Here is a 22,893-nt window from a genome sequence, read left to right as displayed (position 1 = left end):
AGGCGAAAAGGCGATTTGACATGAAGACCTGGTCCGCTCGTCAACGAGGAATGAGCACGCTGTTCATCGCGGCCATTCTGCTGTTCATCATGTCGGTGGGTGTGCTCTACGCCAATCGCAACATCATTTTTGAGCAACGTACGTCCGCAAACCAGATGAAGCAGACTTCGGCCATGGAAGTGGCCGAGGCCGGGTTGCAGTGGACCATCGGCATGCTCAACCACCCCAACGATATCGATACGGCATGCAAAGACAGCACGACGAGCGCCGCATCGTTTCGCAAAAGCTATTTTCAGCCTTCCAGCACGGGCTTTACACCGCTGACCAACGTGAAGCCCGGATGCGCGTGGGATCCATCGGCCAATAGCGGCGCGGGCGCATGGACCTGCGGGTGCCCGACAACCGGCGTGGCCGCGCCGACATTGAGTACAAGCGGGGCGGCCGTGCAGAGCTTTACCGTGTCGTTTGCCGTCGTGGCCAGCGACCCCACGGCGGTGCAAGTGACCTCGACGGGGTGCACGCCGCAGACGGCGATGTGCGCAGCCGGCGCAACCTCGGGTGCCGATGCCAGCGCGACCATCACGGCCATTCTCAAGGTGAGTCCGCTGTTGCCGGGCGAGCCCGCAGCGGCAGTGACGTGTGGCACGGACTGCAACTTTAGCGGCTCTTTCAATGTTGTGAATACGGACGTGCTGACCCATGGCGTATTGGTGAATGCGGGGGGGACTGCCGGTACGCCGCCAGGAGCGACAACGCTTCCCGGCCAGCCGGTGCAGAATGCCCTTCTTGGATCGGATTCGTCGCTCTCTTCGCTGGCCAGTTCCGATCCGACGTGCTCGAACTCCAAGATGTTCCAGTCGTTCTTTGGCACGACGCTCCAGGAATATCAAAACGCGCCTTCCACAGATTCCATCACTTGCAGTTCGGCTTCGGATTGCGGTTCTCAGATGCAATCCGCGTATGACAACGGCTGGCGGTCTTTCTATTTCCCGAGCGGCTTTCAGTACAACAACAGCTCGGGCGGCAATTTCGGTACCCCAAGTGATCCGGTGACCATCGTGACGTCGGGCAGCGTCACGATTAACGGGAATATCAATATCTACGGGGTCGTGTTTTCAAACGACGCCAACCTCAACGATCTCGGTACCGGCAATTCAACGATTGATGGCGCACTGGTGACCTGTGCCGGGTTCAAATCGAACGGCAATGGCTCGGTCACCTACGACCCTGCGGTCATGAACAGCCTGAACAAGGCGAGCGGCACGATCGTTCCCGTCCCGGGGAGTTGGCATGACTGGTAAGTTGCACTCGCTGCGAGGTTTCAATGTTCAGGCATGACGGCACTCCCGTGGCTCGCTTGGGCCGCACAGCTCGCTCGGTTCGGAACCGTGGCTTCACGCTGCTTGAAGCCATGGTGGCGATGCTCATTGTGGGCTTCGGCATGGTGGCGCTGGTGCGCGTGCAGAGCACGCTCACCCAGAATGCTGACATGGCACGCCAACGTAGCGAGGCAACACGCCTGGCCGAGGAAAAAATCGAGCAACTGCGCGCCTACAACTCGGTGATCTCCGGCGTCGGAGTGTCGTGGGCGGACGTGACCAACGGCACCGACACCCCAAGCAGTGCTTCCAATACGTCGTACAGCCGAAGCTGGACATTGGGCGGCGCAGTGACGGATTCGATGCGGCCGATTCAGGTTACTGTCAGTTGGCAGGACCGTACTGCGGCCCAATCGTCGGTGACGACGAGGTCGTACATTGCCCGGTTTGATCCGGCATTGGCGGGGGCCTTGTCCTTTCCGCTGCCGGGTAACGGCAATATCAAGCTGCCCAAGAACCGGAACCTGAACATTCCCATCAAGGCGACGGACCTCGGCGGCGGGCAGAGTGCATACCAGCTGACCAACAACTTTGCCGTCGTCTTTTCAAATGTGACGGGTTACGTCGTGATGCGATGTTCGGGCACCATCACAAGTTCCAGCCAATTGAGCTCTCAATGTACGAGCTACAACGCGTACATTCTTGCGGGCTACGTGTCCCTGGGAGGAAAGAAGGCACCGAGTTCCATGCCAGCCACAGGCCTGAACTTGTCCCAGGTGACGCCGTATATATCGCACGGCAGCACGGACTGCGTGTTCAACCCCGCAGTTGACCAAAACACGGGAAGTACGATTTCGGGGTACTACTATTACCTCTGCGTGATGGCCGTCAATTCGTCGGGAGGCGGTTGGTCTGGAACAGTCAACCTGACAGGGATGTCCAGTGGTAGTCCTGCATATCTGGTCTGCCGCTACCAGTATCCGGCAACGGGCAACGGTAATAGCAACGAGCGCAACGTGCAGCCCTACAGCAATGTGACAGAGTCTCTGGACCAGCAGAATTATGCGATTACGCTGGATAACAGTTGCTCGAACATATCCGGCAGTGTTCTGCACCAGTCATGCACGAGTTCGGGGGCGTGTCCCGCAAACCCAGATTAGCGGAGCTTGCGCAAGGCTCGATTTCAGGCACTTGGTGCTGTGTTTGGATCCCCCAGTCGGGTTGCATGGGGCGGTCGCCTCGCATGGGCGACCGCTACAATCACTCTCAAGGCAACCATCTTTCCCACGTTTCGAGGGGAGCATCCATGAGTGACATCTACACATTCCAAGCCGACTCCCTAACCGGCCAGCGCGTGCCCCTATCGCAGTACAAAGGCAAGGTCCTGCTGATCGTCAATACCGCCAGCCAATGCGGCTTCACCCCGCAATACGCCGGGCTGGAGGCTGTCTACAAGCGCCTGCACGACAAGGGATTGGAAGTCCTGGGCTTCCCCTGCAACCAGTTCGGCAAGCAGGAGCCGGGCGGGGCGGAGGAGATCGGCGCGTTCTGCGAGAAGAACTACGGCGTGTCGTTTCCGATGTTCAGCAAGATCGACGTGAACGGGGCGAACGCGCATCCGCTGTACAAGTGGCTGACGTCCGAAAAGCCGGGCGTGCTCGGCACCGAGGCCATCAAGTGGAACTTCACCAAGTTCCTGCTGCGCCGCGATGGCACGGTCTACAAGCGCTATGCGCCGCTGACCAAGCCCGAAGAGATCCTCGGCGATATCGAAGCGCTGCTGGCGGAACCCGATCCGCTCTGAGCCACGCAGTCGGCATCCGCTAGTCGGATGATCCCCGTACCTTGCGCATGAAATCCGCCAGCGAGCGCTCGGCGGATTCGGCAAAGTGGCGCTCCAGGATGTCGACCTTCACGCAGCGGTCGAGGCGGAACGTGCGGTAGTCCTGGCGGTGCTCGCACCACGCGGCCACCAGCCACACCTGTCCCCAGAAGAACAGCCCGAGCGGCTGGATGCACCGTTCGGTCAACTGGCCCTGCGCGTCTCGGTATGACAGCCGTGCAACGGCATGCCGGCCGAGCGCGGCATGCAGCGTGTCGAACACCTGCTTGACCTCGCTGCCCATGCCGTAGCCGGGCGCGAAGATGCGCGTGGTCTCGGCTTCGGCGCGGCGCTCGGCGGGCAGGGCGCCCATCAGCTTCTCCAGCGCAGCTTCGACGGAGCCCGCCATGGTGCCGCCGCTCCACGCCTTGATCATCCGCGCGCCTGCGACCAGCGCTTCCACTTCGTCCGGGGTGAACATCAGCGGCGCGAGGTCGTAGCCGGCGCGCATGCGGTAGCCGATGCCGGCCTCGCCTTCGATCGGCACGCCAGAGACGGACAGATCACGGATGTCGCGATACACCGTGCGCTCGGACACGCCCAGGCGGTCGGCCAGCATCGCCGCCGTGGTCAGGCGGCGGCCGCGCAGGATTTGCGCAATCTGGAAGAGGCGGTCGGCGCGGCGGGTCATGCGCGGCATTGTAGTGGGCTTCTTGCCGCGCGCAATCCGCACGATCTTTCCCCTACGCGCCGAAGGGCGTCAGCTCGCGTTGCGGGTGGATGTCGACCACATCGACCTGCTCGCCGCGGCGCAGCATGCGCTTGCCCAGCCGCGGGAAATCGGCAATCTCGATGTTCAGGTGTTCGCCGCCGCACAGGTAGAGCAGGTCGTCCTTGCCGCAGTTGCGCAGGTGGTGCGCAACGCCTGTGGGGAAGGCCATGAAATCGCCCGCGCGCACGGTGAAGATGCTGTCGTCGATCTCCGCCTGCGCCTCGCCCGAGAGGATGTAGATCCATTCCTCCTCACGCTGGTGCGAGTGGTAGACGAACGACTCCTTGCCCGGCGGCACACGCGCAAAGTTCACGCCGGTACGCTTGAGGCCCAGCAGCCGGCCCATCATCGTGCCGTGGATTTCCGACAGGCTGTTCCAGGGATGCGAAAACGACTGCGTGCGCGCAGCAATATCGGCGGCGCGCATGAGATACGGGGACTGACTCGGCATGGTGTTGTTCTCTGTCTCGGTGAGTCGGGCCGGTACCCGCGTACCGGCCCTGGGGGCGTTACTGCTGCAATAGGTACGCCTGCGTCTTGGCGTCCGGCTCGTGCAGGCCGACGCGGTTGCCTTCGGTGTCGACGATGTGGGCGATGCGGCCCATGTGGTCGGGCAGCGTCATCGGGCCGAACACGCACTGGCCGCCACTGCCGTTCACGCGCTCGAGCACGGCATCCAGGTTGGGCGCGTTCAGGTAGACCACGCTGCCCTTGTCGGACGGCGCAAAGCCTTCGCCCTTGACCAGCGCGCCGTGGATGGTCGTCTCACCCGCCGGGAATACACCCATGGTGAGGTCGCCCATGTCTTCCTGCTTGAGCTGCGTGTCGAAGACGTTCTCGTAGAACTTCACCGCGCGCGGGAAATCGTTGGCGGGGATTTCAAACCAGTTGATGACGCTTGCCATGGTGCTCGCTCCGGTTGGTGAGACAGTGGGTCGGGGAAACCTGTCTCGTTAAGGTGAAGCGAATTCTGGCGGGGGGCTCCTGACAGCGTTCTGTCAGGAGCATTCAGGAGGGGTGCCCGGTGCGGAATGTCACGCGGGCGTCTCAAAGACTCGGCTTCGAGACGTTGAGAGCCGGCGCCGGCTCTCTGAGTGTCAGTACCTGCTGCCCGGGGAGCCAGCGCTGGGTCTCGGAGAGCCGGTAGGTGGGTCTTTCAGCGCCAGTGCCGGGTCTCAGAGCATCGGTACGTGGGTCTTTTAGAGCCAGCGCCAGGGCTCAGAGAGTGGGTATGTGGGTCTTTGGGAGCCAGTGTCGGGACTCGGAGACTCGGCATGCGGCTTTCCGAGAGCCGGCGCCGAGTCTTTGAGAGCCACCGCCGGGTCTTTTGGTGTGTCAGTGCGGAATCCACCCCGCCAGCAGCGGCACCAACACTGCTGTCAGCACACCGTTCAGACCCATGCCCAGGGCCGAGAACGCGCCCGCCTCCGGGTTGACCTGAAACGCGCGCGCCGTACCGATGCCATGCGCCGCAATGCCGGTCGCAAAGCCGCGCACGCTGTACTCGCGGATGCGCAGCAGGTTCAGCAGCCGCGTGGTGGTGGTCGCGCCCACGATGCCGGTAATGAGCACCAGCACAGCCGTGATCGTCGGTGTGCCGCCGATCTTCTCCGAGATGCCCATGGCGATCGGGATCGTCACCGATTTCGGCGCCATCGAGCGCAGCGTTTCCGGCGACGCACCCAGCAGCCACGCGATGCCCACTGCCGACACCACCGCCACGATCGACCCGGCAAGGAGCCCGCCCATCAGGGGCAGCGCATGGCGGCGCAGTTTCGACCACTGCTGGAACAGCGGCACCGCCAGCGCCACCGTGGCGGGCCCCAGCAGGAAGTGCACGAACTGCGCGCCGTCAAAGTAGGTCTTGTAGGGCGTGCCCGTCACGGTCAGGAGCGAGCCCAGGATGATCACCGCAATCAGCAGCGGATTGACCATCGGGTTGAAGCCGCTGCGTTCATGCAGGCGCAGGCCGATCAGGTAGGCAACGAGCGTGGCGGTCAGGCCCAGCAGCGGGCTGGCTGACAGGTACACCCAGAGCTGGTGCAGGTTGGGGGCCATTGCGTTCATGGGGCGAGCTCCTCGGTGGTCTCACCATGGTCACCGGTGCGGCGCATCAGTGCGCGCGTGACGAGCGCGCCTGCGGCAATCGACAACCACGTCGACACGACGGTCGCCACCACGATCGGCAGCCATTCCTGCCCGATGCGGTTCAGTTGCGTCATCACGCCCACGCCGGCCGGCACGAAGAGGATGGTCAGGTGCCGCAGCAACTCGCTGACAGTGCCTTGCATGATTTCGAGGGCGCGGCCCTTGTCCACCAGCAGGTAGATGACCAGCAGCACCATGCCGATCACCGGGCCGGGCACGGGCAGGTGCAGGGAATACGTCAGCAGCTCTCCGATCGACTGGAACGTCAACAGGATCGCGAAGGTTTGCAGCATGGGGCCTCCGGGCAAAACGAAGCGGCCAGTATAGAACTCAGCCGCATTCGTTTCACCCCAGCATGCGGTCCACCAGCTCGATCCAGTGCTCGACTGGCGTGTCGGTGCCGCTTTGCAAGTGCGTGATGCAGCCGATGTTGGCAGAGACGATGCGCTCGGGCTGCGTGGCCTGCAGCTTGGCGAGCTTGTCGTCGCGCAGGCGGTAGGCGAGTTCGGGCTGCAGCACCGAATACGTGCCAGCGGAGCCGCAGCACAGGTGGCTGTCGGCGCAGAGTTTCACGTCTACGCCCAGCGCGCCGAGCAGCGTTTCGACCGCACCGCGAATCTGCTGACCGTGTTGCAGCGTGCAGGGCGGGTGCCAGGCCACGCGTGGGCGCTGTGCCTCGGGCTTGGCCTTCTGCAACAACTGGTCGGAGAAGGCGGGCAGCACCTCGCACAGATCGCGCGTCATGGCGGACACGCGCGCTGCACGTTCGGCATAGGCAGGGTCGTCGCGCAGCAGGTGGCCATACTCCTTGACCATCGCGCCGCAGCCGGACGCCGTCATGACGATGGCCTCCGCGCCCGCTTCGATATGCGGCCACCATGCGTCGATGTTGGCGCGCATGTTGCCCAGGCCGCCCGCGTGGTCGTTCATGTGATAGCGAATGGCGCCGCAGCAGCCGGCACGGTCTGCACTGATGAGTTGTACGCCCAGCTTGTCGAACACGCGCGCCGTGGCCGCATTGATGTTGGGCGACATGGCTGGCTGCACGCAGCCTTCGAGCAGCAGCATCTTGCGGGTGTGCGTGGCGCTCGGCCGCACGCCGGCATGCGGTTGCTTGGCCGGGACCTTGTTGCGCAACACGGGTGGCAGCAGCGGACGCACGGCCTGCCCCAGCTTGAGTGCCGGGCCGAACAGCGCAGGCCGCGTCAGGCTCTCGCGCAGCACCCAGCGCACGGCGCGCTCGCCCAAGGGGCGCGATTCACCCTTCGCATCGAGCTGGTCATCCACGATCTTGCGGCCGATCTCCACCAGGCGGCCGTAGGTCACGCCGGAAGGGCAGGTCGATTCGCAGTTGCGGCAGGTCAGGCAGCGGTCCAGGTGCAGGCGCGTGGCCTGGCCGGCGGGCTGGCCTTCCAGCACCTGCTTCATCAGGTAGATGCGCCCGCGCGGGCCGTCGAGTTCATCGCCGAGCAGTTGATAGGTCGGGCAGGTGGCCGTGCAGAAGCCGCAGTGCACGCACTTCTGCACGATGCTTTGGGCTTCTTCGCCCTGAGGGGTGTTGCGCAGGAACGCCGCGAGCGTGATTTGCATGGTGAACGTGCTTTAAAAGTCGGCGTACAGACGACCCGGGTTGAAGATGCCCTGCGGGTCGAAGCTGTCCTTCAGGCGTTTGTGCACAGCCATCAACGGCGCGGCGACGGGCGTGAAGATGTCGCTCGCGCGGTCGCCGTTGCGGAACAGCGTGGCGTGGCCGCCGGCTTTGCGGGCGGCATCGCGGATGGCGTCTGCGGGTGTGTTGCCCGTGTCGATCCACCAGCGCTGGCCGCCGCCCCATTCGATGAGCTGTTCATCGGCCGATGCATGGCCGAGTGCCAGAGGCGGCGTGGCCGGGGGCAGGGCAATGCGCCAGAGCGGCAGGCTGCCTTGCAGGGCGCGCGCAAAGAACGCGTGCGACTGCTCGCGCAGGTTGCGCCAGAACGTGGCCGCCTCTGCATCCTCGACACGCTCGCCGCCGAGTTTGGCAATGGCCGCGCGTACCGCCGCATCGGCACCACTCAGGCGCACCCAGAGCGCACCGTCGATCCACGCAGACGCGGCAATCGGCAAGGGCTGGCCACCCCAGCGGTTGAGCGTGTCGATGGCCTCGGCCTGCGGCATGGCAAAGCGCAGCGTCGCATCGGAGAACGGCATCGGCAGCACCTTCAACGACACCTGTACGACGAGGCCAAGCGTACCGAGCGCGCCCGCCATCAAACGCGAGACGTCGTAGCCGGCCACGTTCTTCATCACCTGGCCGCCGAAGTTGAGCATGTCCCCACGGCCATCCATGACAACGGCGCCGAGCACGAAGTCGCGCAGTGCGCCCACCGATTGCCGGCGCGGGCCCGACAGGCCGGAGGCAAACGCGCCGCCCACCGTGGCCTGTTTGCCGTCCGCAGCAAAGTGCGGTGGCTCGAAGGCGAGCATCTGCTTGTGCTCGGCCAGCGCAGCTTCGATTTCGACGAGCGGCGTGCCGCTGCGTGCGGTGATGACGAGTTCCGCGCAGTCGTAATCGACGATGCCCGACCATTCACGCGTGTCGAGCACGGTGCCATTCGGGGCGGGTGCCCGGCCGTAGAAATCCTTCGTGCCTCCGCCGCGCAAGGTGAGCGGCGTGCGGCTGTCGGCAGCCTGCGCGATGGCATCACGAAAGCGCACAAGCGCGGGTGAAAGCGGGGTGTCTGGCGTGATTGACATGTTGAACGTGCGGGCACTGCAGCTCACTGGCTGCTGGCGGTTTCCGTGGAAAGGGGCGGTAGCTTGGTCGCACAGCGCTTGCAGAACACGGCGTCAGTGTCGTGGCCTTCGGTGGCGCAGTGCGTGCAGGTGCGTGTCTTGGGCGAGCGCTCGCGCATCGTGTTCACCAGTTCCGCACCGATGATGCCGGTGGGGAACGCAATGATGCTGTAGCCGAGCAGGATGGTCATCGAGGTAATGAACTGCCCCAATGGCGTCTTCGGCACCAAGTCACCAAAGCCCGTGGTGGTGAGCGTCACCACCGCCCAGTACATGCTGACCGGGATGCTGGTGAAGCCGTGCTGCGGCCCTTCCACCACGTACATCACCGTGCCCAGGATGATCGTGATGATGAACACCGTGCCCAGGAACACGAAGATCTTGCGCCGCGCATTGACCAGCGCGCGCAGCAGCACCTGCGCCTCTTCAAAGTAGATCGTGAGCTTGAGCACGCGGAACACGCGCAGCAAGCGCAGCAGGCGCACGTCCACCAGATACGCCAGCTCGGGTGCGAACACGGCCAGCCACGTCGGCAAGATCGACACGAAATCGATGACGCCATAGAAACTCAGCACATAGCGCCACGGCTTGCGCACGACGAGGATGCGCATCGCGTATTCCGCCGTGAACAGCAGCGTGAACAGCCATTCGAGCACCGTGAACAGCACGCCGGCGCGGTCATGGATGCTCGGCAGGCTATCGAGCATCACCACCGCCACACTGGCGATGATGGCGAGCAGCAGGATCTCGTCGAAGCGGCGGCCGGCACGCGTCTCGGCCTCGAAGATGATGATGTACCAGCGTCGGCGCCAACCGTCGTCTTCGGGCTTGCCGAGATATTCGCCCAGGCGTGCGTTATGGGCGTGCCACCGGTACCGGTCGGGGCGGGATGGATTCTGGCTCATGGGCGGCTCGGGGCGGGCTCAGAAGCGGGGCAGGTCCGGATGCGGCAGCAGGCCGTTGCGCACATGCAGCTTGCCGTATTCGGCGCAGCGCGCGAGCGTCGGGATGGCCTTGTCGGGGTTGAGCAAACGCGCCGGGTCGAAGGCGGCCTTCACGCGCAGGAAGGCATCGCGCTCCTCGGTGGAGAACTGCACGCACATCGAGCTGAGCTTTTCCACGCCCACGCCGTGCTCACCGGTGACGGTGCCGCCGAGTTCCACGCAGGTTTCCAGGATGTCGGAGCCGAACAGCTCGGCGCGGTGCCATTCGTCCTGGTCTTCACCGTTGAAGAGGATGAGCGGATGCATGTTGCCGTCGCCCGCGTGGAACACGTTGATGCAGCGCAGGGCGTACTTCTGCTCCATTTCCTGGATGCGCCGCAGCAGCGTGCCGATGTGCTTGCGCGGGATGGTGCCGTCCATGCAGTAGTAGTCCGGCGAGATGCGGCCGGCTGCGGGGAAGGCATTCTTGCGCCCGCTCCAGAACTTCAGCCGCTCGGCCTCGCTTTGCGAGACCTGGATGCGTGTGGCGCCCGAGGCGCGCAGCACTTCGCTCATGCGCGCGATTTCTTCGGCCACCTCTTCGGGCGTGCCGTCGGATTCGCACAGCAGGATGGCGGCGGCGTTCAGGTCGTAGCCGGCGCAGACGAATTCTTCCACCGCTGCGGTGGCGGGCTTGTCCATCATCTCCAGCCCGGCCGGGATGATGCCCGCGGCAATCACGTCGGCCACGGCGTTGCCGCCGCTCTCCACATCATCGAAGCTCGCCATGATCACCTGCGCGAGCTGCGGCTTGGGAATCAGGCGCACCGTCACTTCCGTCACCACGGCCAGCATGCCTTCGGAGCCGATCACGGTGGCGAGCAGGTCCAGGCCCGGCGCGTCGGGCGCCTCGCTGCCGAATTCGACCGCTTCACAGCCCCCCGCGCCGTCCATCATCACCGCGCGCACGCGCAGCACGTTGTGCACGGTCAGGCCGTACTTGAGGCAGTGCACGCCGCCGGAGTTCTCGTTCACGTTGCCGCCAATCGTGCAGGCAATCTGCGACGACGGATCGGGCGCGTAGTACAGCCCGTGCGGGTTGGCCGCCTCCGAGATGGCGAGGTTGCGTACGCCCGGCTGCACGACCGCCGTGCGCGTGTATGGATCGACCTTGAGGATGCGCTTGAACTTGGCCAGCGACAGTACCAGCCCGCCAGGCGTGGGCATCGCGCCGCCCGACAGGCTCGTCCCCGCGCCGCGCGGCACCACGGGTACGTTCAGGCGATGGCACACCCGCAAGATCTCGACGACCTGCGCCTCGGTATCCGGCAACACCACGGCCAGCGGCACCTGCCGGTAGGCGGCCAGGCCGTCGCATTCATACGGGGTGGTGTCTTCGCGCTCCCAGAGCAGGGCGTCGTCGGGAACGATCTGCGCCAGCGCGGCGGTCAATTCGGCCTGCAGGGCAGCGTAGTCGCGGGCGGTGGCGGGCAGCGGCGCGTTCATGGGATGTCTCTCATCGTTATCACCGGGCGCAGGGGCCGGGGTCGGAGGCACTATAGCCCGGCCGCCGCGCCGCGCGGCGTGTTAAGGACTTGTGTGGCGATGAATTTGGCTCGCGCAAACGGCCAATCGCGTTCATCGCGGTTCTGGTTCATCGATGCAGCTCAAGCGCTCGATCAAGAAATGCTGCATCGCGCACAAGAATAGGCGAAATCCTATGGCCGTTGGGTGGCGAGTCACCTTGTATGAAAGCTCGTTCGACGATCAGTCGACTTGCACACAATGACATTGGAGAGAGCATGAGGGGAGTTGCCGCGAGGTGGTTTGAGGACTGCCGACGGATTGGGCTATTGCTAGTGCTTCTATGGGGTTCGACCTCAGCGTATGGTGTTCCAACGGGAGCTGAAGGGCATAAATGGGAGCTTAATATTGAAGATTACTATGGAGAGATTTTCAATATCAGAGAAAATAGCCCGAGTGTAGCGTGTAAAAAGGCTATTGATATATTTAATGGGTGGTATCCAGATCCAGATTATCGTATGGAGTACCCTGGGGCTTTACGTGTCTGCCAATGACGATTGGCTGGAGGTGAGTTGTAGGGTTGCCAACGATTGGACTGATTATTTTAATAATTGGTTTTGGAGCATGGATGACTGTGCTTATGGTTATGTCAGGCAGTCAGATGGATCTTGCACTCCGGCGCGCCCGCCAGTTCAGGGCTGTCCGGTATCGCACCCCGTCTTTCCAGGTACGGGCGTTAAGATTTTGATTGAGCGCGATGCCTCAAAAAATGACGAACTCCCACTATCTAGAGCCTATCGTTCTTACCTCCTCTATGGATTGCAGTCGGGTAAAGGGCAGTGGATTTTTGAGTGGCAGCGGGAGATTGATTCTCTTCTTGTAAATGATTTGCTTACAGGTTCCGTTACTGTCTTGCGAGGAGACGGGGATGTGCGAGTCTTTCGCAAGAATGGGGTGAGTTGGCGTGCATCAGGAACTGCGGATACGCCTGACCGCGTGGTAGAAAAGCAGCGAGTACAGGATAAGTGGGGTTACTGGCGAGATAAGGAGATCGTCACGTGGCGCTATACGGTCGGGGTAACCGGTGCCGTGGAAATTTACGATGCAAAAGGGAGACTACAAAGTGTTCAGGCATCAGGCCGAAGGCCGACAACGCTGTCTTACAACAAAGCTGGTCAGTTAGCTTCGGTGACGGCACCCAGCGGGCGCGCTCTGAGGTTTGATTACGATGCGCGGGGCAATGTGGCCAGCGTCATTGCTCCCGATGGGGGCATTACCAAGTAGGGTTATAACGCCAATGACATGTTGTCCACAGTCACGCGCCCGGACAACACCACGCGTCAATATGTCTATGAAGACTCGCGCTTTCCTACTGCGTTGACCGGCGTGATCGACGAGGCTGGCGTTCGCTACGCCACGTATGCCTATGACGATCAAGGTCGGGCTATTGTCAGTGAGTTGACTGGCGGGGCAGATCGCTATCAGTTCCAGTACGGCGCGGATGGACAGACGACAGTGCTGACGCCAGAGGGCGAGAGTACGGTCTATAGCTTCTTGAAACAAAACGGGGTGTTGCTGCCGATTGGGGTGAGCGCGCCATGCCCGTCGTGCGGAAAGACGTCTTTCAGCAGCGAATACGATGCCAATGGCAACGCTACACGCGAAGTCGGCTACGACAACACCGCCACGACGTACGCCTATGATGCGCAAGGGCGGGAGACGAGGCGCGTAGAAGGGGCCGGGACTGCGAATGCTAAGACGACCGCTACCGAATGGCATTCGACGTTGAATCTTCCTGTTCGCGTTGCGTCGCCTGGCAAGTTGGAGACGTTCGCTTACGACGGCAACGGCAATCTGACGACGTACACAGAGGTGGAAACAGCGGATGCCAATGGGGCAGCAGGGTTTGCTGCTGTGGCCGATGCCCCGATTAAGCGCACCGACTGGACCTACGATGACGGTGGTCACGTTCTGACCACAACGGAGCGCACCGGTAACGCAGTCACTGGTACGTGGACATTTGTCTATAACGCTCAAGGTGACCTGCAATCGTTGACCAATCCGGAGGGCAAGACCGGACGCATCGTCCAATACGACGCAGCAGGCCGCGTACTTGAGGCCGTGGACGTCAACGGCGTTCACCTCAGATTCACCTACAACGTGCGCGGCTGGCTCACCGACTATGAATTCGATGGTCAGCACATCCGATATGAATACGATGCCATCGGCCAACGCACCGCGATACTCGGCCCGCAAGATCTGGAAACGCGCTACGTCTACGACGCTGCGCACCGGCTGATCGAGATTCTCGACAACATCAAGCTGCCAGAGCCGGAAGTGCCGGGGGATGTATCGCGCAGCCCATTCTCGTTCTTGAGTGATCTGGTCCAAGCATGGAACAACATGATCGATTGGTTCAAGCGGTGGTTTGGCGGTTTCATTGCTTCCGCTCATGCGCAAATGGGAGTAGGGGGGATGTCGAGCTATCGGCCGCCGCTACCGATACCGGGTGGGCAGCAAGTGATGAACCCGTCTTCCTACCCGGAGAATGCGCTTGATCCGAATGCCAGTAGCGCGATGCGTCCCGAAGCACGGGTGGAGGTCATTGTCGCGAAGGCAATTGCAAAGGCAGTGCAGGCATGTGCAGCGGTTTTCGATCGGAGTACGCCGCCAGGTGACTGTGACGAGGGAACGCACAATGATCTCAGAGATCAAGTGAATGACCTTTGCAAGAACAATGGGCAGCAGGGCTGCCTGGGTACGGACTCACCCGCCACTCTGTTAGAGAAGCTCAGTCTCAATAGAGCATGTGCCTTGGCTCGCACGAAAATCAATAACAAATGTTTTCGTGGCGGTGATGGCGCTGGCGAGAAAGATAAGGGGAACCACAAGAGCGCCGAAGATGGTGCTTGGCGATCGGTCGCAAAATGCGAGAAATTGTTGATGGGAAATTAAAATGGAAAGGACGGGGCTTGAAGAGAAGATTTTGACGTCGTTTGCAAATGTACCTCCCCCTAAAGATCAGGAGCTAGTGGACGGAAACGATTTCGAATCGAAAGCGATAGAGAAAATATTCCATGGTGTTAGGGATTGGAGGGAGTTGCATGTTTTCGATATGGATTCTGAGCCTGCCACATTGATTTTTCTTTCAAATACTGCGTTCTTGTATTATTTGCAAGCTTTTATGATTCATGATTTGGCTGGTGAGGTGCATAATAATGATGTCGTCTCATGTATTACGTCCGGATTCAGTGATGATGATCTCTGGGAGAGAGATCACCCACGCCACTATGGGGATACAAGGAAAAGAAGAACTCGTTGGGGGCGAGCGGTGCATCGGTGCTCCGCCTTCTCTAAGGAACAGGTTGAGGCAATTATTGATTACCTGAGATTTAAGCTCGAAGAAGAGCCGGATGGATTTGATGCGCCATCGATCCGCCAGGCGATAGAAAATTACTGGTCCCCTCGCCTTGGTGAGCTTAGAGGCGATTCCACCAGCTAATTTCCGGAAATCATTTTCTGGTTGATTACTGCTTCCTCGCGTGCAGCGCTCGCTGTAAAAACGGCCCCAGATTTGGGGCCTTTTTTTTTGTGTGGTTCACCAATCCAGCCCAAGCAGCCAATCCACAAAATGCTGCGCCTCCGGCTTCATCGGCGCCTGTTCCCGCTGAACGATGTAATACGCATGCGGCGACGCCGATTCAATATCCAGCAGCCGCACGATCTGCCCGGAAGCCAGCCAGTTGCGCGCCATGGCCTGGCGCACCAGTGCCACGCCCTGGTTGGATGCCACGGCCTCCAGCATTAGGCCGATGTCGTTGAAGAGCGAGCCGGTAGCGGGCTCCGGTGCATCCAGCCCGGCCGCCTCGAACCACGGGCGCCACGGTTCCAGCGGGCTGCGCAGCAGCGTGAGGTTCAGCAGTTGCGAGGCTTCGGTGATGGTGTTGCCGCCAATCTGCTCGAAGTAGCCGCGCCCGCACGCGGGGAACACCGGCTCGTTGAGCAGCAGCGTGGTCTTCAGGTCCGGATAACGGCCAGTGCCGTAGCGGATCTCCACATCGGTGTCCTCGGCCTTCACGTCGAGGAATGGGATGGACAGGTGCAGCTCGACGTCGATGTGCGGATACAGCGCGTTGAATTCCGGAATGCGAGGCACCAGGTGCTGGCGCCCGAACGTGGGCGGAATCGCCACGCGCAGCCGTGCGCGCTGCTTGCTGAATTCGGGCCGCGCCAGTTCGTGCAGGGTCTTGAGCGCATCCTGCACGCTGCGCAGATAACGTGTGCCGGCGGCGGTCAGCCGCAGCGCCGTGCCGGTGCGCACGAACAGGTCTTCGCCCCACAGCTCTTCGAGGTTCTTGATGCGGTGGGACACCGCGCTGGGCGTGACCGACAACTCTTCGGCTGCACGTGCGAAGCTCGCATGGCGGGCCCCCGCTTCAAAGGCAATCAGCAGGTGCAGCGGAGGAACGCGTTTGAAGACGGAGGACATGCGGTATGTGCTTACAGATGAAAGATCTTGCCGGGGTTCAGGATGTGCTTCGGGTCCAGCGCCTGCTTGATGCTGCGCATCAGATCAATCGCATCCTCACCGTGCTCGGCAATCAGCGAGCCCATCTTGTGCAGCCCCACGCCGTGCTCGCCGGTGCAGGTGCCGTCCATGGCAATCGCGCGCGCGACGATGCGCTGGTTGATGCGCTCGGCCTCGTCCCGTTCCTCCGGTTTGTCGGGGTCGATCAGCAGGCAGACGTGGAAGTTGCCGTCGCCCACGTGGCCGACGATGGGGGCGGGCAGTTTGAACGGGCTGGCGAGCAGGTCTTTCTCCGTCTCGACCACGCAGTCGGCCAGGCGCGAGATCGGCACGCACACGTCGGTGGTGACGGCGCGGCAGCCGGGCTTGAGTTGCAGGAAGGCGAAGAACGCGTTGTGGCGGGCGTTCCACAGGCGGCTGCGGTCTTCCGGGCGGGTAGCCCATTCGAAGCCCTGGCCTTGGTGTTCGGCGGCGATCTGCTGCACGGTCTCGGCCTGCTCCTGCACGCCGTGCTCGGAACCATGGAACTCGAAGAACAGCGTCGGCATTTCGGGCAGCGTGAGCTTGTCGTACTGGTTGATCGCGCGGATGGCCAGCGCGTCGACAAACTCGACGCGCGCAATCGGCACGCCCATCTGGATCGTGTCGATCACGGCAGATACCGCATCGCCCATGCTCGAGAAGGCGCACACCGCGGCGGACACGGCCTCCGGCTGCGGATACAGCTTCAGCGTGATCTCGGTGATGATGCCCAGCGTGCCCTCGCTGCCGATGAACAGGCGCGTCAGGTCGTAGCCGGCTGAGGATTTGCGCGCGCGGTTGGCTGTCGTGATGATGCGGCCGTCGGCGGTCACCACCGTCAGGTTCAGCACGTTCTCGCGCATCGTGCCGTAGCGCACGGCGTTGGTGCCGGACGCGCGCGTGGCACACATGCCGCCGATGGACGCATCCGCGCCCGGGTCGATCGGGAAGAAGAGGCCCGTGTCGCGGATTTCCGTGTTCAGTTGCTTGCGCGTGACGCCCGGCTCGACCGTCACCGTCAGGTCTTCGGGGTGGACGGACAACACACGGTTCATCTGCGAGAGGTCGAGGCTCACGCCGCCGGCCACGGCCAGCAGGTGGCCTTCGAGCGACGAGCCAGCACCGTACGGGATCAGCGGAATCTCGTGCTCGAAGCACAGCTTGGCGACGGCGGCGACTTCCTCGGTGGTCTGCGCGAAGACGACGGCGTCGGGCAGCATCGGGTCGTAGGCGGATTCGTCGCGGCCGTGGTGGGCGCGCACGGCATCGCTGGTGGAGAGGCGATCGCCGAAACGGGCGCGCAGTGCGTCGAGCATGGCCACCGGAATCGGTTTGCGGATCAACTGGGAGGGCGGTGCGGGGTGGTTCATGACGTCTCGCATGTTGTGCGGCTCTGGCCGGCCTGGACGTTGATTCTAACGCCGGGGCTTTCGGGGGCTTGCGATAATGCCGGGTAGACACACTAGGAGACCCACCGTGGGCAACCGCTTATCCAAGATCGCCACGCGCACCGGCGACGACGGCACCACCGGCCTCGGCGACGGCAGCCGCACGGCCAAAGACAGCCTGCGCATCGCCGCGATTGGCGACGTTGACGAGCTGAACTCGCACATCGGCGTGCTGCTGACGGAAACGCTGCCCGATGGCGTGCGCGCGGCGCTCACCGCCATCCAGCATGACCTGTTCGACCTGGGTGGCGAGTTGTGCATTCCGGGCTACACGATGGTCACGACTGCGCACGTGTTGCGGCTCGACCAATGGCTGGCCGATTACAACGCCGATCTGCCGCGCCTGGCGGAATTTATCCTGCCGGGTGGCAGCCGCGCGGCGGCGCAGGCACATATATGTCGCACGGTGGCGCGCCGGGCGGAGCGCAGCATCGTCGCGCTCGGCCGTGCGGAGACCATTGGCGAGGCGCCGCGCCAGTACGTCAATCGGCTGTCCGACTTGCTGTTCGTGCTGGCGCGCGTGCTGAATCGCGTGGATGGTGGCACGGATGTGCTTTGGAAGCGTGACGAGCACAAGCCGACGTAGTGGTAATCAGCGCATCAAAACAAAACGGCCCGGTTCTGCACCGGGCCGTTTGCTTTTGCGGATGCGTGGATCAGTTCACGCTGGTCGGCGTTGTCGTGCTCTGTGCCACGGCGGTCAGGCCCGCCAGTTGCGCAGGCGTGGTGATGGTCAGCGCTTGCGACGGCGTCGGTGCCGGGAAGCCCGCTTCAGCGAGCGCTTCCCTGATCGTGCGGTTGGTGTCGAAGTAGACCTGCCAGTAGTTGTCGTTGTGCGTGTACGGGCGCACGGCCAGCACCGGCCCGACCAGGTTGAATTCCAGGATCTCCACATCGACGGCCGGATCGGCGAGCACGTTGGGGATGGCCGCGATCTTCTCCTTGAGCAGGGCGATGGCGGCGCGGTGATCGGCGCTGCCGGCTAGCTGCGCCTTCAGTTCCACGCGGCGGAACGGGTTGGAGGTGTAGTTCTGGATCGTGTCCGCGAAGATCTTGCCGTTGCCGACAATCGTGACCACGTTGTCCGGCGTGTTGATCGTGGTGGCAAACAGGCCGATCTCCTTGATCGTGCCCGTCACGCCGCCGGCCGTGACGAAGTCGCCCACCTTGAACGGCCGCAGCACGATCAGGAACGCGCCCGCCGCAAAGTTCGAGAGCAGCCCCGACCACGCCATGCCGATGGCCACGCCGGCTGCTGCAATCAGCGCTGCGAACGTCGTCGTCTGGATGCCGAAGTAGCCGAGGATGCCGATCACCAGCAGCACATTCAGCGTGACGGTGATGATCGAGCCGACGTAGCGCAGCACGGTCGGATCGACCTTCTGCCGGCTCAACGAGCCTTCCACCATGCGCACGGCCAGGTTGATCAGCCAGCGACCGACCACCCAGAAGACGATGGCGGCAAGGATTTTCATGCCGACGTCGGTGGCGTACTGCATCACGATCGCCTGGTACTTGCTTGCGGTGTTGGTGGCGGTTTCCACCAGTGTGTCTGCCATGGTTGCCTCCAGGAGGGGGTGAGCAGGGGAACTCACCTACGATATGTCAAAGGCAATGCACTTGTGTGATTTGGGTACTTTTCGCTCACATTTGTTATACATCCGGCGTTTTTAGCAGCACGCAATGAAAAAGGACGCCCGCGGGCGTCCCTTCTCAAACCGCATCGGTGCAGATCGGCGGCTTAGTTGCCGCTGCCCGGCACCAAGCGGCGCTTACGCACGGCGTCGGCCAGCGTCTCCAGCACCTTCACCGAGTCGTCCCAGCCAATGCAGGCGTCGGTCACGCTCTGGCCGTAGGCGAGGTCGGACACCGGCGTGCCCTGCACGTGGTCCTGGCGGCCGGCGTTGATGTGCGACTCCACCATCACACCAACGATGCGGTTGTCGCCGGCAGCCATCTGGTGGCCAATGTCTTCGCACACCGGGATCTGGTTTTCGTGCTTCTTGCTGCTGTTGGCGTGCGAGGCGTCGATCATCAGACGTGCGGCCAGGCCCGACTTGGCGATGGCTTCGCAGGCCTCCTGCACGCTGGCGGCGTCATAGTTGGGCGCCTTGCCGCCGCGCAGGATGATGTGGCAATCCTCGTTGCCGGCCGTCGACACAATGGCCGAGTGGCCCCCCTTGGTGACCGACAGGAAGTGGTGCGGCTGCGAGGCGGCCTTGATGGCATCCACGGCGATCTTCACGTTGCCGTCGGTGCCGTTCTTGAAGCCGACCGGGCACGACAGGCCGGAAGCCAACTCGCGGTGCACCTGCGACTCGGTCGTGCGCGCGCCGATGGCGCCCCAGCTCACCAGATCGGCGATGTACTGCGGGCTGATCACGTCGAGGTATTCAGTGCCGGCAGGCAGGCCCAGCTCGTTGATGTTCATCAGCAGCTCACGCGCGGTGCGCAGGCCGTCGTTGATCTTGAAGCTGCCGTCCATGTACGGATCGTTGATCAGGCCCTTCCAGCCGACCGTGGTGCGCGGCTTTTCGAAGTACACGCGCATGACGATTTCCAGCTCGTTCTTGAAGCGCTCGCGCTGCTCGACCAGGCGGCGGGCGTAGTCCATCGCGGCCTTGGTGTCGTGGATGGAGCACGGGCCGATGATGACGATCAGGCGGTCGTCCATGCCGTGCAGGATGCGGTGCATCGCGTTGCGGCTCTGGTAGATCAGGTCCGACACGGTGTCGCTGCACGGGAATTCGCGGATCAGATGCGACGGCGGCGTCAGCTCTTTGAGTTCGCGAATGCGCAAGTCGTCGGTGTTCTTCGGCATGGAAAGCTCCTGGGGTGTCTCGTTTGTATTGGAAGTATTGGAAAGGTCTACTGTGTTCGGATCATGTTTCGCGTCGGTGCCGGGGTAGGGCAAGTGACAGGGCGAAAAAAAAACCGCCAGGGTCGCTGGCGGTTTTCGGTATCTGCTGGGTGCTTTTATTTTTGCTGCAAGCGCCCCTCTCCTTCCGCCAGCGGTGCGAGATGCCAAAAGTAAAAGTAAAAAAACTTGGCGAAGGACATGGAGAGAATGCTAAGTACTGCAACAAAAACGAGGGAGGCGCTACTGCGCCGCACCAATCGAACCGTCTTTATAGCTGCTTTTTCTGAGCGCCGCAAGCACGGGTTTTCCGGGCCTGCGGCGCTCAAACGACAATGTTGCGACGATTTCGACGCGAATTAAACCGTGCCGCCGACCGTCATGTTTTCCATGCGCAAGGTCGGCTGGCCGACGCCCACCGGCACGCTCTGGCCTTCCTTGCCGCACACGCCGATGCCTGAGTCGAGGCGCATGTCGTTGCCGATCATGGTCACGTGCTTGAGCGATTCCGGGCCGCTGCCGACCAGCGTCGCGCCCTTGACCGGCGCGGTGATCTTGCCGTCTTCGATCAGGTAGGCCTCGCTGGCCGAGAACACGAACTTGCCGTTGGTGATGTCGACCTGACCACCGCCGAAGTTGACCGCATACAGCCCCTTCTTGACGCTGGCGATGATCTCCTGCGGGTCCTTGTCTCCGCCGAGCATGTAGGTATTGGTCATGCGCGGCATGGGCAGGGCGGCGTAGCTCTCGCGGCGGGCGTTGCCGGTCACGGGCATCTTCATCAGGCGCGCGTTGAGCGTGTCTTGCATGTAGCCAGTGAGGATGCCGTCTTCGATGAGCGTGTTGCACTGCGTGGGGTTGCCCTCGTCGTCGAGGTTGAGCGAGCCGCGGCGGTTGGCGAGCGTGCCGTCATCCACCACGGTGACGCCCTTGGCCGCGACGCGTTCGCCCATGCGGCCGGAGAACGCCGACGAGCCCTTGCGGTTGAAGTCGCCTTCCAGCCCGTGGCCGATGGCCTCGTGCAGCAGCACGCCGGGCCAGCCCGGGCCGAGTACGACGGTCATCGTGCCGGCCGGTGCCGGTTTGGCTTCCAGGTTGACGAGTGCGGAGGAGACCGCTTCGTCCACGTATTCGCGCAGCAGATCATCGGTGAAGTAGCCGTAGGCATAGCGGCCGCCGCCGCCGGAACTGCCCATTTCGCGGCGCCCGTTCTGCTCGGCGATGACGGTGACGGAGATGCGCACGAGCGGGCGTACGTCGGCGGCGATCACGCCATCGCTGCGCGCCACCAGCATCACATCGTACTCACCGGCGAGGCCGGCCATGACCTGCACCACGCGCGGGTCCTTGGCGCGGGCGAGCTTTTCGATGCGTTCGAGCAGGGCAACCTTTTCGGTGGCCGTCATCGAATCGAGCGGGTCGTTAGGGGCGTACAGTTCGCGGCTGCCGGCGGTGCTGGCCAGGCTGTTTGCTACCTTGACGCGGCCTGCGCCGGCCTTGCCGATGGTGCGTGTGGCGCCGGCGGCCTGCATCAGCGCGGGCAGGCTGATGTCGTCCGAATAGGCAAACGCAGTGCGGTCGCCCGAGACGGCGCGCACGCCCACGCCCTGGTCGATGCTGAAGCTGCCGGATTTGACGATGCCTTCTTCCAGGCTCCACGCCTCGTTGCGGGTGTACTGGAAGTACAAGTCCGCATAGTCGACGCGGTGCGTGAAGATGTCGGCCAGCGCGCGCTGCAGGTGCGCCTCGTCAAGGCCGTACGGATCGAGCAGCACGCGGCGCGCGATGGACAGATTCTGGATGGCGATGTTGCCTGCGTTCATGGTGGGTCCTTTGGAATTCGGTTGGGCTACATCACGCGGTGTTTGAGCGCCGGCAAGTCCTGGCGCACTTGTGCTAGTCGGGCAGGGTCCATGTCGCCGACGACCACGCCTTCGCCTTCAGGCAATGCGGCGATGACTTCGCCCCACGGGTCGACCAGCATGGAGTGGCCCCAGGTGCGGCGGCCGTTTTCATGGCGCCCGCCCTGTGCGGCGGCGAGCACGTAGCACTGGTTCTCGACCGCGCGGGCGCGCAGCAGGATTTCCCAGTGCGCGGCGCCCGTCACGTAGGTGAAGGCGGCCGGCATCAGAATCAAGTTCAGGTTGCCCTGCGACGACAGCGCGCGGTATAGCTCCGGGAAGCGCAGGTCGTAGCACACCGACATACCCACGCGCCCGCACGGCGCATCGAAGGCGACCGGCGTGGCGCCGGGCTCGATGGTGCGGGCTTCGTCGTAGCGCTCTTCGCCGCGTACGAAATTGAACAGGTGGATCTTGTCGTAGCGCGCGACGCGCAGGCCGGCTGGGTTGTAGGCGAGCGACGTGTTGCGCACGCGCTGCTCGTCTTCGCACCACATCGGCAGCGTGCCGCCGACGATCCACAGCTTGTGGCGGCGTGCGGCGTCGGCCAGGAAGGTCTGGATCGGGCCGGCGCTTTGGTCGCTCTCGTCGCCTTGGTCATCCTCGCGGATGGCGACCTTGTCGCTGTCCTTGCGGCCCATCTTGCAGAAATACTCGGGCAGCAGCGCCAGCTGCGCGCCCTGGGCGGCAGCTTCGGCGAGCAGCGCGTCGGCGCGCGCCAGGTTGGCGTCCACCTCAATGCCGGTCACCATCTGGATGGCGGCAACGCGGAACGGGGCATCGAAAGGCGCTCCGGAGAGCACATCCGTGCCGGGTGCGGACGGAACAGTCGTGGCGATTGTGGAAGTCATGGGG

The 22,893-nt window shown here is 63.0% G+C and carries 22 protein-coding genes; 7 read left to right on the top strand and 15 right to left on the bottom strand.

Annotated elements, in window-relative coordinates; translation table 11 throughout:
• The first annotated feature begins 20 nt into the window (after positions 1-20).
• From NG900_RS17715 to NG900_RS17705, 3 genes are all read left to right on the top strand, one after another.
• A complete protein-coding gene (locus tag NG900_RS17715; RefSeq protein ID WP_252682673.1) occupies positions 21-1,301 on the top strand; it encodes a pilus assembly PilX family protein in 1,281 nt (426 codons plus the stop codon).
• A gap of 23 nt (positions 1,302-1,324) precedes the next feature.
• A complete protein-coding gene (locus NG900_RS17710; RefSeq protein WP_252682672.1) occupies positions 1,325-2,479 on the top strand; it encodes a type IV pilus modification PilV family protein in 1,155 nt (384 codons plus the stop codon).
• Positions 2,480-2,625: 146 nt separating this feature from the next.
• The gene (locus tag NG900_RS17705; protein ID WP_252682671.1) at positions 2,626-3,123 is read left to right on the top strand and encodes a glutathione peroxidase; all 498 of its coding nucleotides are present in this window, start codon (positions 2,626-2,628) and stop codon (positions 3,121-3,123) included.
• Positions 3,124-3,142: 19 nt separating this feature from the next.
• On the opposite strand, the gene NG900_RS17700 is transcribed toward NG900_RS17705, so the two are convergent.
• The 9 genes from NG900_RS17700 to NG900_RS17660 form a co-directional block, all read right to left on the bottom strand.
• Complete coding sequence (locus NG900_RS17700) at positions 3,143-3,841, bottom strand: helix-turn-helix transcriptional regulator (protein WP_252682670.1); 699 nt, start codon at positions 3,839-3,841, stop codon at positions 3,143-3,145.
• Between the two features lie 43 nt (positions 3,842-3,884).
• Positions 3,885-4,364 carry a cupin domain-containing protein gene (locus tag NG900_RS17695; protein ID WP_252682669.1) on the bottom strand — a complete coding sequence of 160 codons (480 nt, stop codon included), beginning with the start codon at positions 4,362-4,364 and terminating at the stop codon, positions 3,885-3,887.
• Between the two features lie 58 nt (positions 4,365-4,422).
• Positions 4,423-4,818, bottom strand: coding sequence for a VOC family protein (locus NG900_RS17690; protein ID WP_027680594.1), 396 nt, complete (start codon positions 4,816-4,818; stop codon positions 4,423-4,425).
• 430 nt (positions 4,819-5,248) lie between these two features.
• Positions 5,249-5,980, bottom strand: coding sequence for an LrgB family protein (locus NG900_RS17685; RefSeq protein ID WP_252682668.1), 732 nt, complete (start codon positions 5,978-5,980; stop codon positions 5,249-5,251).
• Complete coding sequence (locus NG900_RS17680; protein ID WP_252682667.1) at positions 5,977-6,354, bottom strand: CidA/LrgA family protein; 378 nt, start codon at positions 6,352-6,354, stop codon at positions 5,977-5,979. Before NG900_RS17680 ends, NG900_RS17685 begins: the two co-directional genes overlap by 4 nt.
• Positions 6,355-6,406: 52 nt before the next feature.
• Positions 6,407-7,651, bottom strand: coding sequence for a glycolate oxidase subunit GlcF (gene glcF / locus NG900_RS17675; RefSeq protein WP_252682666.1), 1,245 nt, complete (start codon positions 7,649-7,651; stop codon positions 6,407-6,409).
• Between the two features lie 12 nt (positions 7,652-7,663).
• Positions 7,664-8,797: a glycolate oxidase subunit GlcE gene (gene glcE, locus NG900_RS17670; RefSeq protein ID WP_252682665.1), complete on the bottom strand. Its 1,134-nt coding sequence runs from the start codon at positions 8,795-8,797 to the stop codon at positions 7,664-7,666.
• Positions 8,798-8,820: 23 nt separating this feature from the next.
• Positions 8,821-9,741 carry an ion transporter gene (locus NG900_RS17665; protein ID WP_252682664.1) on the bottom strand — a complete coding sequence of 307 codons (921 nt, stop codon included), beginning with the start codon at positions 9,739-9,741 and terminating at the stop codon, positions 8,821-8,823.
• A gap of 18 nt (positions 9,742-9,759) precedes the next feature.
• Positions 9,760-11,265, bottom strand: coding sequence for an FAD-linked oxidase C-terminal domain-containing protein (locus NG900_RS17660; RefSeq protein ID WP_252682663.1), 1,506 nt, complete (start codon positions 11,263-11,265; stop codon positions 9,760-9,762).
• 507 nt (positions 11,266-11,772) lie between these two features.
• Between NG900_RS17660 and NG900_RS17655 the strand changes: the two genes are divergently transcribed.
• From NG900_RS17655 to NG900_RS17645, 3 genes are read left to right on the top strand one after another with little or no spacing between them, the layout of a single operon-like run.
• Positions 11,773-12,567 (top strand): RHS repeat domain-containing protein, encoded by a 795-nt coding sequence (locus NG900_RS17655; RefSeq protein WP_252682662.1) that lies wholly within the window; start codon positions 11,773-11,775, stop codon positions 12,565-12,567.
• 18 nt (positions 12,568-12,585) lie between these two features.
• Positions 12,586-14,238, top strand: coding sequence for a hypothetical protein (locus NG900_RS17650; RefSeq protein ID WP_252682661.1), 1,653 nt, complete (start codon positions 12,586-12,588; stop codon positions 14,236-14,238).
• Position 14,239: 1 nt separating this feature from the next.
• Positions 14,240-14,785: a DUF6714 family protein gene (locus tag NG900_RS17645; protein WP_252682660.1), complete on the top strand. Its 546-nt coding sequence runs from the start codon at positions 14,240-14,242 to the stop codon at positions 14,783-14,785.
• 96 nt (positions 14,786-14,881) lie between these two features.
• Here the strand turns inward: NG900_RS17645 and NG900_RS17640 are convergent, their stop codons facing one another.
• Complete coding sequence (locus NG900_RS17640; RefSeq protein WP_252682659.1) at positions 14,882-15,772, bottom strand: LysR substrate-binding domain-containing protein; 891 nt, start codon at positions 15,770-15,772, stop codon at positions 14,882-14,884.
• Between the two features lie 11 nt (positions 15,773-15,783).
• Entirely contained in the window at positions 15,784-17,202 is a 1,419-nt protein-coding gene (locus NG900_RS17635; RefSeq protein ID WP_252682658.1) for an FAD-binding oxidoreductase, read from the bottom strand.
• A gap of 106 nt (positions 17,203-17,308) precedes the next feature.
• Here NG900_RS17635 and NG900_RS17630 point away from each other — a divergent pair, with 106 nt between their 5' ends.
• Entirely contained in the window at positions 17,309-17,866 is a 558-nt protein-coding gene (locus NG900_RS17630) for a cob(I)yrinic acid a,c-diamide adenosyltransferase (protein ID WP_252682657.1), read from the top strand.
• 70 nt (positions 17,867-17,936) lie between these two features.
• Here the strand turns inward: NG900_RS17630 and NG900_RS17625 are convergent, their stop codons facing one another.
• The 4 genes from NG900_RS17625 to NG900_RS17610 form a co-directional block, all read right to left on the bottom strand.
• Positions 17,937-18,839 carry a mechanosensitive ion channel family protein gene (locus NG900_RS17625; protein WP_252682656.1) on the bottom strand — a complete coding sequence of 301 codons (903 nt, stop codon included), beginning with the start codon at positions 18,837-18,839 and terminating at the stop codon, positions 17,937-17,939.
• 182 nt (positions 18,840-19,021) lie between these two features.
• On the bottom strand, positions 19,022-20,101 hold the full coding sequence (gene aroG / locus NG900_RS17620) for a 3-deoxy-7-phosphoheptulonate synthase AroG (protein ID WP_252682655.1): 1,080 nt from the start codon (positions 20,099-20,101) through the stop codon (positions 19,022-19,024).
• Between the two features lie 395 nt (positions 20,102-20,496).
• The gene (gene tldD / locus NG900_RS17615) at positions 20,497-21,960 is read right to left on the bottom strand and encodes a metalloprotease TldD (protein WP_252682654.1); all 1,464 of its coding nucleotides are present in this window, start codon (positions 21,958-21,960) and stop codon (positions 20,497-20,499) included.
• Between the two features lie 26 nt (positions 21,961-21,986).
• A complete protein-coding gene (locus NG900_RS17610; protein WP_252682653.1) occupies positions 21,987-22,889 on the bottom strand; it encodes a carbon-nitrogen hydrolase family protein in 903 nt (300 codons plus the stop codon).
• Positions 22,890-22,893: the final 4 nt, after the last annotated feature.

It is taken from the genome of Ralstonia soli, assembly GCF_023955655.1.
Lineage (GTDB): Bacteria > Pseudomonadota > Gammaproteobacteria > Burkholderiales > Burkholderiaceae > Ralstonia > Ralstonia soli.
This window is presented reverse-complemented; position numbering and strand designations above follow the sequence as displayed.

Bases quoted from the DNA above. Each gene is read 5' to 3' on its own strand.
- NG900_RS17715 (WP_252682673.1), top strand. From the start codon at position 21: ATGAAGACCTGGTCCGCTCGTCAACGAGGAATGAGCACGCTGTTCATC.
- NG900_RS17710 (WP_252682672.1), top strand. From the start codon at position 1,325: ATGTTCAGGCATGACGGCACTCCCGTGGCTCGCTTGGGCCGCACAGCT.
- NG900_RS17705 (WP_252682671.1), top strand. From the start codon at position 2,626: ATGAGTGACATCTACACATTCCAAGCCGACTCCCTAACCGGCCAGCGC.
- NG900_RS17700 (WP_252682670.1), bottom strand. From the start codon at position 3,841: ATGCCGCGCATGACCCGCCGCGCCGACCGCCTCTTCCAGATTGCGCAA.
- NG900_RS17695 (WP_252682669.1), bottom strand. From the start codon at position 4,364: ATGCCGAGTCAGTCCCCGTATCTCATGCGCGCCGCCGATATTGCTGCG.
- NG900_RS17690 (WP_027680594.1), bottom strand. From the start codon at position 4,818: ATGGCAAGCGTCATCAACTGGTTTGAAATCCCCGCCAACGATTTCCCG.
- NG900_RS17685 (WP_252682668.1), bottom strand. From the start codon at position 5,980: ATGAACGCAATGGCCCCCAACCTGCACCAGCTCTGGGTGTACCTGTCA.
- NG900_RS17680 (WP_252682667.1), bottom strand. From the start codon at position 6,354: ATGCTGCAAACCTTCGCGATCCTGTTGACGTTCCAGTCGATCGGAGAG.
- glcF (WP_252682666.1), bottom strand. From the start codon at position 7,651: ATGCAAATCACGCTCGCGGCGTTCCTGCGCAACACCCCTCAGGGCGAA.
- glcE (WP_252682665.1), bottom strand. From the start codon at position 8,797: ATGTCAATCACGCCAGACACCCCGCTTTCACCCGCGCTTGTGCGCTTT.
- NG900_RS17665 (WP_252682664.1), bottom strand. From the start codon at position 9,741: ATGAGCCAGAATCCATCCCGCCCCGACCGGTACCGGTGGCACGCCCAT.
- NG900_RS17660 (WP_252682663.1), bottom strand. From the start codon at position 11,265: ATGAACGCGCCGCTGCCCGCCACCGCCCGCGACTACGCTGCCCTGCAG.
- NG900_RS17655 (WP_252682662.1), top strand. From the start codon at position 11,773: ATGGGTGGTATCCAGATCCAGATTATCGTATGGAGTACCCTGGGGCTT.
- NG900_RS17650 (WP_252682661.1), top strand. From the start codon at position 12,586: ATGTTGTCCACAGTCACGCGCCCGGACAACACCACGCGTCAATATGTC.
- NG900_RS17645 (WP_252682660.1), top strand. From the start codon at position 14,240: ATGGAAAGGACGGGGCTTGAAGAGAAGATTTTGACGTCGTTTGCAAAT.
- NG900_RS17640 (WP_252682659.1), bottom strand. From the start codon at position 15,772: ATGTCCTCCGTCTTCAAACGCGTTCCTCCGCTGCACCTGCTGATTGCC.
- NG900_RS17635 (WP_252682658.1), bottom strand. From the start codon at position 17,202: ATGAACCACCCCGCACCGCCCTCCCAGTTGATCCGCAAACCGATTCCG.
- NG900_RS17625 (WP_252682656.1), bottom strand. From the start codon at position 18,839: ATGGCAGACACACTGGTGGAAACCGCCACCAACACCGCAAGCAAGTAC.
- aroG (WP_252682655.1), bottom strand. From the start codon at position 20,101: ATGCCGAAGAACACCGACGACTTGCGCATTCGCGAACTCAAAGAGCTG.
- tldD (WP_252682654.1), bottom strand. From the start codon at position 21,960: ATGAACGCAGGCAACATCGCCATCCAGAATCTGTCCATCGCGCGCCGC.
- NG900_RS17610 (WP_252682653.1), bottom strand. From the start codon at position 22,889: ATGACTTCCACAATCGCCACGACTGTTCCGTCCGCACCCGGCACGGAT.